Raw genomic sequence first — 13247 nt, 5'->3', positions numbered from 1 at the left:
AAGTAAGAAAAGCTATGTTCAGGGGCATATTTCATTTTATAATTCAAATATTATAGGTGTATCATGTAAACTTTTCTTCCAAATCATATGATCACTGGATTCTCCCCAGTAATCTTTCAATACATAGCTAGGTTTTCCGAACTTTTTCATCCATATACTTTGCGCATTTTTATATCCACTATCTAAACAATATTCTGTTATCCCTCTGCTAAGTAATGTAAGAAACATTGTATGTAGTAATAAACGCCCTATTCCCTTTCTTTGATATTCGGGAAGTATGAATACAGTTCCTATTTCATACAAATTTTTAAGTACACCACCTGTACAACTAGTAATCAATGTACTTGCTGGACCGGTTTCGATTGTTCCAATGATTTTATCATTACTTGTATCAATCGCTAATAAAAAGTAACGACTTTCTCCGTTACTTTCAAAATCACTTTTCAAATACTGCTTTTTTGAGTTAATTTCATTTTCTATGTCATCCAATAATTGTGACAATCCTTCATTTTTGTATGTATTCGTAATAACGATACGGAAAAATAAATATAGTTCATCTACATCATTCAAATTCGGTCTTCTAACTGCAACGTTAGTCATGAATGCATTCTCCATTCTCCAATCTTCATTATGCCATTGTCAATACAACACTTTACATAATCTATTCATCATTATTCTGCAAAAACCTGCATAAATCCAGCAGTATAGAAAGCTCAGTATAAATATTGATAAAATAATTTTTATGTCCATAGTTGTATGAACAGTAGGACCAAGTACCGGAAAACGGAAAACATCGAGAACGATCATAATCCCTATAAGTAGACAAGTCGCTGAAAAGGAAACAATCCAAATTCTCCTCTTGAATTTTAAAAAGGCTAGTCCTAAGGCTAGACCTAATAAGCCTGTAGTAAAAGGAAAGACAATTAGTTCACTTGGCTCAATAATAAATAATAGAAAAATAGTAAGAATATAAGAAAGTATTCCCTCACGAATAGAATAGAAAATAGCAAAAAAAATTGGCAATGTCGAAAATGGACTAATGAGTAAACCTATACCAGGAACTAAGTTTCCTGCTGCTTGAAACATGGTGGCCAATGCACTCATTAAAGCTGTAAGTACTAACTTATTCGCAAGGGACAATTTTCTTTTATGAACAAAGTTCGTATCATGTTCTATCATCAATTGATACCAATAACGTACAAACCAATTCATTAAAATACCCCCTAAAGATACCTCATTCATTACTTTCTATATTATTCATACACTAGTGGTTTATGAGCTGCTTTCTACTTGTTATGAATTACTAGACAATAAAAGACTTTTAGGGGGATAAATTGTGCGTTTTGAAACAAAATGAATTCCCTGGATTATTAAACTGCGAGTGTATATCGTATCAAGGAACAATTTCGAAAATGGTACCTTTGTTAAAATCAGTTACTTTCATAGAACCGTAAACTCCTAAATATAATCTAGTTTGATTCAAATTTGTTCCTAAACTCATATAATAAGCTTCTTGCGTACCAAAATCATAATTGGTTTCAATAGCATGAAACTCAGCATGTTTACCGTCTGTACCTGCTCTAGTATAGGCTAAAACCCCCTTAACTGGAGACTTTGATTCTTCTTTCTGGGCAAGGTCAGTAAATACGACGCTACTTGTTAAATTCGGGATTGCAGTTCCCATATACGGCTGAACTCCTGTAAGTGAAGTTCCTCCAAATTTATCGGGTCTGGAATCTTTATGAAAATAACTAAGTAGAGGCAGAATACGCTTCACTGAAGTTTGTATCGTTTCATCATAATAAGCCATTGTTCTCTCATCCAAAGTCTGATTCTCAGAACAATGTCGTATAAAAGAAGTAGGTAAATCCCCTTCCCATCCTCGCCACCCAAAATTGATAAACCCATCTTGAGTGGGAGTTAGCCTCATAAAATGCATTTGAACAAGTTCTGTAACCGGTATAGGTTTATATTGAATAAATGAAAAAATAGACTCTACAATATCCTGTCCGACATTTCCGGTGTATTTGATATATTGATTATAAAACCTTTGAAATGAAATGCCAGTTATATTACGTACTCCTTTTGCAATTACTGTAAGTGTTTCTTGTATAGATAAAGGAAGTTCATCGAAGCGTGTAACTACAGGAGGGTTATTTATAAATGTATTTTTACTTACATCGATTTCAATTATTTTACCTGCTATTTCTAAATCATCTTGGCTTAAATTAAATGGATCATAACCTGATCCGCCATCTCCATTTGTAAAAACAAGTTTTCCAGTCTCAGGTGAAAAGTTTAAACTATTGACTCCGTTATGATTAAAAAATGGTCTTCTTACATTCAGTAATGTTCGTCGCTTTTGAGCTTGACCATTAGATTGTAAATTCCATTCTTCCACAGTATCAATGTGATCATATTGCGTATTTCTATTAACCCACTTTAAATTTAACGTTTTAGGGTCACAAGGATTCGGTTTAAATTGTTCAGAAAGTGCACCTAGCCCTTGAGTTCCGGCTACTGAATAATGAAGATAAAATAACCCATTTTGATAAAATTTTGGATGGAACGCAAGTCCTAGCAATCCGCGTTCATCATAACCGCTACTAGAAACACCTTCTTCAAATGTACCTAATTTAATAATTTGTTGACGAATATCTAAAAATGTCTTTATAACGCCGTCCCCTATGTAAAAAATCTCTCCTAATTGGGTTGCGATAAATAGTCTTTCGGTCGATTCACCTGGAAATATCGTTGTTTTCAATACGGTTGGTAAATTTATATTATGAACAATGGGTCGTAAACTAACTTTAACTTTTGTCAATTAACTGTACACCCCTTTTTCTTCTTTTTTATAGAAGAATATGATTAGAGTAGTTCTGTTAGTATCGAATAAGTCGCATTCCTTTTTATTACAATTTTGTATATAATATAATTATAAATACTCTGGGGGACGAACTATGATAATCGTACTACAAATCATCTTACCAATAATTTTCGCAGTCTATTTATTTACCCTCTATCGTAATACGACTATTGGAAAAGCCGCTTTTCTTTTAGCGATCATTATAGGGATTTTCGGTTTAGAGAATATTTTTCAATATGCTAGTCTAACAGATCATGCTATTTATCCATATTGGGGAAGTTTGAAGGCTGTTGTTATCGTTTTATCAGTCGTATTTCTATTTAAAAAAGGTGGTTTAACAGGAAAATATTGATTTGTAATGCGTTACATATTTTCTTGTTAAATTGCTTTTATTTTATAAAAGAAGAAATATTTATGTGAAAATAAGAAGGGATGTGTTACATATGTCTATAAATATTATTTCAATAATCTCTATCATAATATGGATTGTGTTAATTACAGAACTTATAAAACCTTCAAAAGAACAGAATGGACGAAAAATAGTAACTTTAGTAACTGCTGGTTCCGTATCAACACTTATTTTGACGGTTTCATTTATTCAAAATATCCCGTTTTGGAATTGATAGTGATATAACTAAAAAAAATATGTATAAATAAAAAGATTAGGATTCACTCCTAATCTTTTTATATTTTGGGATAGCACCACATGCCCAGCAAGCTAAGGTCTTGAAGTAGCCCCTAAACAAAATTTTAAATTTTTCTAAAGTTATTTATGTGAATTCAAATCATTTTTAGGAACAATGCATTTCTTAAGTTTATGGCGATGTAGCGGGATAACCATTTGTTCAACTGGATACTACATGAAATTATAAAATTAGTACCGTACATATTAGACATATCTAAAATGTACGGTACTTTTGTTTACTATTGGTACACTTATCTACTTAAAGATAAGTATGTGGTCCTTTTACAATTTGAATTTCTTTTTAAGTTTCTTATATTTTCTGTACGAACGTCTAACAATGTTTAACATAAAATACGGTATTTTAACGGGGAGAGGCAATTTATAAATGAAAGGAAAATAAAAGGTGAAATATGCCTTTTCTAGGTCTCTCCACTTACTATCTTCTTTTGTTTTTAAGAAATCAGATACATCGACTACATATCCCCTTCCTTTTTCCATCATCACATTTTTCCCGTGAACATCACAAGGAGTTAACCCTTGTTCCCTCGCATACTCTAAAGCCTCATTAATATCAAGTATTACTTGCTTAGGAATTTTAATCCCCTTATGAATAGCATCGTATAAGGTAATTTCTTTTAAACGTTTCAATACTATGAAATTTTCTCCTTTATATATAAGCTTTGAATAAGAAGGATGATCTCCAATTCTTCGGTATACTTCTGACTCTTTTTCAATTCCTTCTCCTTCTCGCACGTAAACTTTCACTACCCAATCTTTGTATTCTTTGTGCATGAATACTGCGGCATAATTACCTGTTCCTAAACACTTCCAAAGTCTAGGAATATCTTTAACTACTACAGGCTCGAATTCATCCTCACTTCTTATACTTACCTCTTTTAATAATTCATCCTTTATCAATCCCACAAAACTATTTATACTCATCATTCCCACTCCGGTTTTGCTAAAAGGGGGCCCACCCACATTTTAACGAAAATATACACTAAGCGAATTTTAGCATAAAACGAGTCATCTTTCTTCTTAAAATAAAAAGCTAACTCGTTTTATTTAAACTGTTGAATACTTAATATTTATTCCGTTATTCATAGCCAAAAACCGTACGATATAAAAATATTTCTAACTATTTTCATTTTTTCAGAGTCAACTGTATAGGGCTTTTCTTAGTACAAGTTCTCTTAGTAAATTACCTATACAAAATCTATATTACTCTATTTTATAATCTAAAACATTGTTTAGAAGTGTAGCAAAGGTTTGTTAATGGTTCAATTCTTGTTCCACTACTATCTTTGTTAGCTAACACTTTTATTGTTTTAATAATCTTTTGTTTAATTCCCACAATGCTGTTTTGTTACTATCCCATTTCAAAAGCGTTACTGCTTCCTCAAAGCATAACCATTTATAATGGAAGTGTTCTTTAGATAATGATATGTTTTTTGTAGGGACTTTAACTCCAAAAGAAAATTCTTTTATTACATAAATCTCTTCTCCCCAAAGGAATCCTCCAACTACATCCTCTACTGGTAGTGAAGACACAGAATCTAATTGTATATATGGACATTCTCTTGTAATACCAGCCTCTTCAAACGCTTCCCGTTTTGCTGATTCAATAGGAATCTCACCGTCTTCTCCGCCACCAGCTATTCCTTGCCAATAACCATAATCACTTCGGTTAAAAATAGCATATTGAATAGAATCGTCAGTTTTTATATAAGGAAATATCAATACTTGATATGGTGCTCTCATTACTTAACCTCCTCTCGAAAATAAGTTTTAAATCAATATGAATAAAGAGCCGACATCACAATTCTACATTATTAATGCAGGTTTATAATGTTGGCTCTCTATTTTTAAAGAATTTTATTTTTCATAAACAGGCTTACTCTTAACAGAGGAAAAACTGCTTATTCTCTGTCGAATTTGTTTAGCATGGTTTTTCCTAAATGTTAGCAGTACCCTATATTATTCAATTGCGCCAGCAACGTCATAATCATTTAAATCTAATTCAATCGGCTGTCCGAGCGCTAATTTAGCAAGTTCCGCTCCTAAGTATGGACCAGCTGTTAAACCCGAAGCTCCTAATCCATTCGCAACGAAAATTCCTTCAAAGTTAGGTAGTGGTCCGATAACAGGTAAGAATCCTGGTGTGAATGGTCTGAATCCAACTCTCGTTTCAAGCATTGTAGCATTTTCTAAGCCAGGTGCAACTGCTAATGCCTTATGGAATACTTCATGTAAACCACCTGCTGTTACACGATGATCGAAACCAGTATCATTCTCATGTGTTGCACCAATTACGACATGACCATTGTCAAACGTTAAAATATATTGATCGTTTGGTGGCATAACAACTGGCATATTTTCTGTTGCTGTATTTTCAATTTGCAGATGAACAATTTGTCCTTTTTGGAATGTAACTAAGAAATTAATTCCTAATGGGTTCAAGATTTCATTTGCCCATGCGCCTGCAGTTACAATAACCTTTTCTGCTAAAATTGTTTCATCGTTTACTGTAACTCCAGTAATATGATTTCCTTCACGGACCAATATGGCATCGCCTTTTATAAAAGTTGCACCATGTTTTTTCGCAGCACTTATTAATGCATTGCGTAATAATCTTCCATTCACTCGTGCAGCACCACTAATATGAACAGAACTATATTCGTCTGATAATGCTGGGAATAATTTTTTTGTTTCTTCAGCTGATAAGCGAGTGATTTCACCAATCTCTGGGGCATCTTCACGTCGTTTATAAGCTCGCTCTTCCATTTGATCTAACTTTTTCTCGTCAGTATGTAAACTAATTGCACCCACACGATTATATCCTGTGTCCGTTTCACCGTCTTCTTCTAATTGCTGAATTAACGAAGAATAGTAACGTGCACCGCCTTTAACAATTTTATACCATGCTTTATTACGACGCTGTGATAGCCATGGACATACAATACCTGCTCCTGCATCAGTTGCTTGCCCTAATTGTTGGCGATCCACGATAGTAACATTCGCACCTGCCTTAGCAAGATGATAAGCAGTAGACGCTCCTAAAATTCCAGATCCAACTACAATATACGATTTCATTTCAAACACCTTTTCTCTTTTGCTAATTATATAAATATAAGAACATTCCTTAGTATAATGGAAGGAATACTTTTTTCAATGTACTCATCACAATTAATTGTTGCAGCATTGTGACTTTCTTAATCATCATTTTTTCTTCTTACGGAATAACTCAATTGTTTTATAGCCTTGTGAAAGGATTTCTATCATTTTCTCTAGACGTTTTTCACGTGTTTTTTCTTGTTTTACAGAAAAAAGATTACGTGCCCAATCTTTCTGATATCCAGGCGTTAAACTTTGATAAAACTTAAGTTCATTTGGGTGATTTGTTAATAATGCTTCAACATCTTTAATTTGATCTGCATAATCGGCAACACATTGACTCATAGCAGATGTTTTCGTTGTTTTTTTCTTTTCACGTTTTAAACCTACAACAGTAAAGACTTCATCCATACTTACCATTCGTGCAAATTTAATATCGCTTTCTCCCACATAACCATCTTCTCCAACGTTTAATGCCGGAAACATCTCATCACGGTGAATAAACGTACTATAACGAGCATTACCTTTTTTCGGATATGCGAAGAATACGTAACCTTTTTCAATTAGTAATTCTTCATTACTAATAATAAAATTCGTTTGTTTCACCATTTCATCAAGCGTTTCTACAAATATAAAGATAGCATCGTGTTCTTTTGAGAATGCATTTTCTTTACCTGTAAAAATGTCATAATCACTTGGTTCGTTAATAACGACCATATTTGTATACTTATTAAGTTTCAATTTATCAATAACTGACATAATAATCTTCCTTTACATTCAAAATTCATTGTACATACTTTTTCGTACTGTTCTAGTGTATTATATGTATTAAGAAAATCAAACTTTAAATCGTGTTGTTCTGCCGCAAAAGAACATAATTCTTTAATAGATAGGGTGGTTTTATGCCATATGTAATCCGAGATGAAGGGCTAGTTTTACAAGGGGATGATGGAAAAGAACCAATTTTTCATACATATGAAGAAGCTGAGGAAACATTAAAAACATTAACTATACCGCAGTTTCCGAAACATATTAGAAGAAAACCATTTACACCAAAAATAATAAAAATAGCCGCTTCTGAATAAGAACCGGCTATCTTTATTATTCATAACTTAATAGCAAATAAAGTATATAAAAACTCTTTATATTGATCTTCTGTAATTTCACGCTTAGTTTTTTCCCCATGAATAATTTCGGTTAAACTTGTATTCGTTAATGAAATATGGCCAGAGTTCGTCAACTTTACTGCAATTGGTCCCTTATTAAAAATAGACTTCTCATCTTCTATCACTCTTCTTTGAACATCATTTACTACTATCTCATCAATAATATGTTTATAAAAAGCATGACAAACTTTCCATTCTCCAGCAGCATCTTTTCTTTCTAAAACATAATTTCCTTTACTCGTATCTTTTCGTCTCACCCGGTACGAACCATTTTTTGAAGAAACAGACTCGCCAGTAAAAGGTACAGGAACAAGAGGTACTAATGAAGCTATACCTACATCAATTAAATACTGTACATTATCATAAGTTAAAATAATTGTTATATGGCCATCCTCAAGTGCCCATGCTTTTATATCATTTTTATACACCGTACCTAATGCCAGTTGTACATCATAGCCACAGTCTTTTAAGAAATAGTAAAAAAGAGTATTTAATTCATAACATAGGCCACCACGAGAGTTCATTAAGATTTTCTCTTGTAAGTTTTCTTTAGAAATTACTTTTGCATTACCCGCTATAACATCTAAATTCTCAAATGGTATAGTGTGTGCAAATGCAAAGAGAATTGTATTTAATTCTTCAAACTTCACTTCAGTACGCTTTGCAAGATTCAATCTTGTAAAAAGCTTATGTTGTAGACTTGTCATAGTCAGCACCCCTTAAAATGTATAAGTTAAAATAGTATATGCTGATTGTAAATTTGATGGGGTACTGAAACAATTTACATTTCGTTTAACTGTACCGGTACAAAAAGTCTAACCGACAAGATCACTTAAAATAAGAAGCTACGAATAGAAATTTAATAGTTTGTCTATAGGTAAATTATTATGATCGCTTAAATCAACAAAATACTGAAGTTGCCACATTTGGCTCTTTTTAGCTTGATTGCTGACAGGCTTATCCCATTGAGGATAAATCCTCATAGCCATCTTGCCTTTTTGATTTTGTGTTCTCAAGATTTTTTCCTTAAGAAGAATCTCTTTAGGCAAAATAAATTGTCCTAGTTTATGATCATCTATACAAGTAATAACTAATAAGTCAGGAGCAGCGTCATAAGAAAATGCTTGATTTTGCATATTGTCATCTTTCTCCCAAAAAGAAACAAATTGACCAATTTTATTAGGAGTAACTTTTGATTTTCTAAAACGAATGGTTTTGTTATTTAAGTGGAATAAACATCCTGCATATTCTGCGTTTTGCTTTTCTTCTTTTAGATTCGTAATCATTAAATTGTTAGGTTTGTAAACTATATTATTTAAATTTTGGATTATATTATTAAAATTGTTCAAAAAAACTCCCCCTTTATTCATCTCTTAGTTTACCACAAACATCAGTTCTTCTATATCGTATATAATTATGAACTAAGTGAAATGGGGGAATTTAGCAGGATATAATTATTACTTTAATGTACTTAGTTTTTCAATTGCTTGTTGTTCAGTTGCTAAGTAAAAAATGTCATTCCCTTTATTACATTCATAAATAAAATCCTTTAAGCTTTTACTAGTATACATAGAGAAATCCCCAACAATAGCAATCTTTACCTTGTAGTTTATAAACTTTTGAAGGATATCCCCCGCAAGCCGTGTTTTTAGATTAAAGAAATCTTCACTTATTAAAGATTTATGGATAATAATATGTTTCGCATCTACCTCATATTGAACTGTTGCCATAGTATCTAATGCAGACTGAACATCCGATATTAATACCTTATCGTTTCTAATGACCGCAATATTGATTCCATCGATTACTAATTTCTTTATTTCCATAGTCCCACCCCTTTATAATTTACACAGTATGAGTAAAATTGTTTTACAAAACTTCGTATTAATCATAGATTAAATTAGCCTCAGCTATTAAAATCACATCTATTTTTTATTGTAAATATCTATTTTTTATTACTAATACGGTCAATGAAATTAATGATAGTTTCTCTTTTTTATATTTTTGAATATATATAGAATTACTTTTACTTGTTATAAAAATATTGTGGAGTAACATAACTTAACAAACTATCCAAAGTGTTAATCTCGGCATACGGTTGTATTTTGGTAGTATTCTTGATCTTCTGAGGGTTAAACCACACACCTTTTATATTTACATTTTGAGGACCAGCAATATCCTTTTCTAAGTCATCACCAACAAATAAAGTATTTTCCGGCTGTAAATTTAGCTTATTTAATGCTAGTTCGAATATACGTTTATCAGGTTTACTAAATCCCACTTCTTCAGAAATAATGATTGTTTCAAAATACCTATTTAAATTCGTGTTAAATATTTTAGCTTTTTGCCTCTGAGTTGATCCATTTGTTATAATTCCAACTTTAAAGTGCTTCTTTATTTGATTTAAGAAATGAATAGTATTTTGGTCTATTGAAAAACATCTAGGGAAATTATTATTCCAAAAATCTTGGATGTAATTGCGTGGCAATCTATACTTCGGCGTGAATTCATCAAACAATGATTCTAAAACTGTCGTTTTATTACTTATGCCATATTCTCTTTTATCGTATTCTTTGAATTTCTGTAACATGTTGCTTTTAACTGCATCACTAACATCCTCATAACACTTTTCTAAAACAATTAAAAATAATGCCTCTACTGCTTTATCCCTATCAAGTAATGTATCATCTAAATCAAACAGCATCGCTTTATAACCCATCAAATCATTTCACAACCTTTCTAACATTATATAAATCTCTCCAAGTTTGTACCTTTAAACTTTTGGTTTAGCCAGAACATTGTTATGTAGTGATTAACGATTAAATAGAAACTAGATGAGAGAAATCCAAAGTTCTTGGCACACACTCTAGTATTACAGTAGCTTCTTCTATATTGAAATTCCTTTTCCTCTTTTGGTAAAGAAGCAAAAGTATATTTTCGCAAATTTTAAGAAATTACATACGATTCGCATTATTATACATTAGTTTTTCGTAAATATTAATCGTACATCAATTCATACGATAAGTTTTTTAAAGCAATTATTTCTCCATAAAAAAGTAATATAGCTAATAATACTTTTTGGTAGTAAACGTCCTATGAAGTTTACTACTGTATCTCCACATAAACTCCAGATAGTACGGCTATAATGACTACCAGAGGTGATATTATGAAAAACTATCATATTCTCGTGGTAGAGGACGATCAAGAAATTCAGGAATTAATTAAACAATTTTTAATGACACAGCAGTATACAGTGGTAGTCGCTTCAGATGGACTAGAGGGTATGACACAATTTAATAAGCAATCATTTGATTTAATTCTTCTAGATGTCATGATGCCTAATCTTAATGGATTTGAAGTTTCTAAAATGATCCGAAGTCAGTCAAACGTACCAATTATTATGCTAACTGCGTTGGAAGAAGAGGAAGATCAAATGAAAGGATTCGATCTTGGGATCGATGATTATATAACAAAACCCTTTTCATTTCATGTTTTGATTAGACGAGTCGAAGCTGTACTTAGAAGAAGTTATGATAAAAATGTAAATAATCATTTGATTTTTAAAGAAGTTCGTATCGATGTGGATGCATATAGAGTGTATGTAAATGACGTTGAAATTATATTAACGACAAAAGAGTTTGAAATTCTACAACTACTATTTCAAAATGAGAGAAAAGTACTTACAAGAGAAAATATCGTAGAGAAGGTTTGGGGGTACGATTATTTTGGAGAAACACGAATTATTGATACACATATTAAAAATCTACGTAAAAAATTAGCTATCCCTTATATTAAAACAATAAAGGGTATTGGTTATAAAATTGATGAATAGTATTGTGAAACTCATGAAAATGAAGCAAATTACTTATAAACTCTTTATGACTACATCTCTCATTTTGTTATCCTTTGCAGTATTGATTTATTTAACTTTATACTTCTTTCTCCCTACATTTTATGAGCAATACAAAACAGATCAACTTCAAACAGGAATAAAAGAAATCATTGATAAGTCTAAAGATCTTACGTTTCAAGATGCGATACCACTTTTTGATGAATATGCAAAAAAAAATAATGCGATGCTTTATCTTCAAAATAATGAGGGAATAATTAAATACTCTCCTTCATTTTCTTTTACTCAAAGTGGTTCGCAAACAACAGTAGTTACTAGAGCAACACGGTTCGAGAATGTAGGTACCCTTAGCAATTCATATAACGTTACGAAACCAATTCAATTTCAAGATGGTAGTTTAACGCTTGTAGTGTTTGCTACATTTCAACCGATTGATGAAGCTTCACAGGTTTTAGTACGCTTTCTCCCCTATATTAGTATCATTGTACTCGTAATTGGTATAGGGAGTGCTTATTTTTATTCCAGGTTTATTACAAAGCCACTTATTTATATTAATGAAGGTGCACAAAAGATGGCAAATTTAGATTTCTCCGAAAAAATTGAGGTTCGCTCTACAGATGAGTTAGGAGAATTGTCTAATAGTTTGAATGACATGTCTATTAACTTACAACAAGCTATGTTTGATTTAAAAAAAGCAAATGAACAATTAAAAAATGATATTGAAAAAGAAAGAGAAATAGAAACAAAGCGCAGAGAGTTTTTTGCGATTGTAGCACATGAATTAAAGTCCCCTCTTACTGTAATGAAAGGATACTTAGAAGGGATGATATACAATATTGGCCCTTATCAAAATCGCGATCAATATTTAAAGAAAAATCATCAAATTATTGAAAGTATGGAACAATTAGTTCGTGAAATTTTAAGTGTATCGAAATTAGAACAACACACCTTCAAACTAAAAGTAGAAGAAGTTAATCTTTCAAAATTAATAGGTACAATTACAAAAGATCTCGAATTTTTTGCTTCTCAAAAAAGCATCGAAATAATAAAAGAAATTGATTCTGACCTTTCTATTTATACAGATTGTGCTCTTTTAGAAAAAGCATGTAAAAATATTATCCATAATGCGGTTATGTATTCCCCACATAATGAAAGAGTCTATATAAAATTAAGTGAGGATTCTAAACAAAGTCAAATCGAAATGCAAATTATAAATACAGGTGTCAATATTAAAGATGAAGATTTACAACAAATTTTCAAACCATTTTATCGAATTGAAAAATCAAGAAATCGAAATACTGGAGGAAGTGGTCTGGGGCTATATATTGTTAAACAAATTCTTGAAACGCTAGATATAAAGTATTCAATAAAAAATATGGAACATAGTGTGCAATTTTGCATGAGTATTCCATTATCTAAACATAAAAAAACAAACAAACTCTCCTTTAAATAGGACGAGTTTGTTTGTTTTTTTGTAGTAAATATAAACTTATTAACAGGTTTTTCATTTAATGACATATGCTGCTTTTTAAATGGCGATTGTCATAAGTCACCTTAAATATTTAC

General features: G+C 31.5%; 16 protein-coding genes. 5 read left to right on the top strand and 11 right to left on the bottom strand.

All coding sequences use genetic code 11. The features are described 5' to 3' along the window. Positions 1 to 36: 36 nt before the first annotated feature. From MR170_RS09915 to MR170_RS09905, 3 genes are all read right to left on the bottom strand, one after another. Complete coding sequence (locus tag MR170_RS09915; protein WP_242308155.1) at positions 37 to 600, bottom strand: GNAT family N-acetyltransferase; 564 nt, start codon at positions 598 to 600, stop codon at positions 37 to 39. A gap of 39 nt (positions 601 to 639) precedes the next feature. After that, positions 640 to 1212 (bottom strand): hypothetical protein, encoded by a 573-nt coding sequence (locus tag MR170_RS09910; protein ID WP_016081370.1) that lies wholly within the window; start codon positions 1210 to 1212, stop codon positions 640 to 642. Positions 1213 to 1393: 181 nt separating this feature from the next. Beyond that, positions 1394 to 2824 carry a PQQ-dependent sugar dehydrogenase gene (locus MR170_RS09905; protein ID WP_242308153.1) on the bottom strand — a complete coding sequence of 477 codons (1431 nt, stop codon included), beginning with the start codon at positions 2822 to 2824 and terminating at the stop codon, positions 1394 to 1396. Positions 2825 to 2960: 136 nt separating this feature from the next. On the opposite strand from MR170_RS09905, the gene MR170_RS09900 reads away from it, so the two are divergent. Next, positions 2961 to 3218: a hypothetical protein gene (locus MR170_RS09900; RefSeq protein WP_016081368.1), complete on the top strand. Its 258-nt coding sequence runs from the start codon at positions 2961 to 2963 to the stop codon at positions 3216 to 3218. A 91-nt stretch (positions 3219 to 3309) separates the two neighbouring features. Next, on the top strand, positions 3310 to 3489 hold the full coding sequence (locus MR170_RS09895; protein WP_000026312.1) for a hypothetical protein: 180 nt from the start codon (positions 3310 to 3312) through the stop codon (positions 3487 to 3489). A 344-nt stretch (positions 3490 to 3833) separates the two neighbouring features. Here MR170_RS09895 and MR170_RS09890 read toward each other — a convergent pair whose 3' ends face one another. From MR170_RS09890 to MR170_RS09875, 4 genes are all read right to left on the bottom strand, one after another. Continuing rightward, the gene (locus MR170_RS09890) at positions 3834 to 4493 is read right to left on the bottom strand and encodes a protein kinase family protein (protein WP_016081367.1); all 660 of its coding nucleotides are present in this window, start codon (positions 4491 to 4493) and stop codon (positions 3834 to 3836) included. A gap of 378 nt (positions 4494 to 4871) precedes the next feature. Further along, complete coding sequence (locus tag MR170_RS09885) at positions 4872 to 5312, bottom strand: NUDIX hydrolase (protein ID WP_048564750.1); 441 nt, start codon at positions 5310 to 5312, stop codon at positions 4872 to 4874. A gap of 216 nt (positions 5313 to 5528) precedes the next feature. Beyond that, positions 5529 to 6644: an NAD(P)/FAD-dependent oxidoreductase gene (locus MR170_RS09880; RefSeq protein WP_016081365.1), complete on the bottom strand. Its 1116-nt coding sequence runs from the start codon at positions 6642 to 6644 to the stop codon at positions 5529 to 5531. A 126-nt stretch (positions 6645 to 6770) separates the two neighbouring features. Further along, complete coding sequence (locus tag MR170_RS09875) at positions 6771 to 7424, bottom strand: YdeI/OmpD-associated family protein (protein ID WP_029442494.1); 654 nt, start codon at positions 7422 to 7424, stop codon at positions 6771 to 6773. 143 nt (positions 7425 to 7567) lie between these two features. On the opposite strand from MR170_RS09875, the gene MR170_RS09870 reads away from it, so the two are divergent. Then, on the top strand, positions 7568 to 7750 hold the full coding sequence (locus tag MR170_RS09870) for a hypothetical protein (RefSeq protein ID WP_001147158.1): 183 nt from the start codon (positions 7568 to 7570) through the stop codon (positions 7748 to 7750). 20 nt (positions 7751 to 7770) lie between these two features. Here the strand turns inward: MR170_RS09870 and MR170_RS09865 are convergent, their stop codons facing one another. The 4 genes from MR170_RS09865 to MR170_RS09850 all read right to left on the bottom strand — a co-directional run bounded on the left by MR170_RS09865 (position 7771) and on the right by MR170_RS09850 (position 10550). Further along, on the bottom strand, positions 7771 to 8538 hold the full coding sequence (locus MR170_RS09865; protein WP_029442495.1) for an arylamine N-acetyltransferase family protein: 768 nt from the start codon (positions 8536 to 8538) through the stop codon (positions 7771 to 7773). Positions 8539 to 8676: 138 nt separating this feature from the next. After that, positions 8677 to 9201, bottom strand: coding sequence for a MepB family protein (locus tag MR170_RS09860; protein WP_242308150.1), 525 nt, complete (start codon positions 9199 to 9201; stop codon positions 8677 to 8679). Positions 9202 to 9288: 87 nt separating this feature from the next. Next, positions 9289 to 9657 (bottom strand): DUF4180 domain-containing protein, encoded by a 369-nt coding sequence (locus MR170_RS09855; RefSeq protein WP_029442497.1) that lies wholly within the window; start codon positions 9655 to 9657, stop codon positions 9289 to 9291. Between the two features lie 200 nt (positions 9658 to 9857). After that, positions 9858 to 10550 carry an HAD family hydrolase gene (locus MR170_RS09850; protein ID WP_043938424.1) on the bottom strand — a complete coding sequence of 231 codons (693 nt, stop codon included), beginning with the start codon at positions 10548 to 10550 and terminating at the stop codon, positions 9858 to 9860. Positions 10551 to 10997: 447 nt separating this feature from the next. Here MR170_RS09850 and MR170_RS09845 point away from each other — a divergent pair, with 447 nt between their 5' ends. Both MR170_RS09845 and MR170_RS09840 read left to right on the top strand, forming a co-directional pair. After that, entirely contained in the window at positions 10998 to 11663 is a 666-nt protein-coding gene (locus tag MR170_RS09845) for a response regulator transcription factor (RefSeq protein WP_000800739.1), read from the top strand. Then, positions 11656 to 13134, top strand: coding sequence for a sensor histidine kinase (locus tag MR170_RS09840; RefSeq protein ID WP_098139610.1), 1479 nt, complete (start codon positions 11656 to 11658; stop codon positions 13132 to 13134). The genes MR170_RS09845 and MR170_RS09840 overlap by 8 nt, the downstream gene beginning before the upstream one ends. Positions 13135 to 13247 lie beyond the last annotated feature (113 nt).

Origin of the sequence: Bacillus cereus group sp. BfR-BA-01524 (assembly GCF_022662595.1) — a bacterium.
Lineage (GTDB): Bacteria > Bacillota > Bacilli > Bacillales > Bacillaceae_G > Bacillus_A > Bacillus_A thuringiensis_S.
Note: the sequence above shows the minus strand (reverse complement) of the source record. Positions and strands in the feature narration are given on the sequence as shown.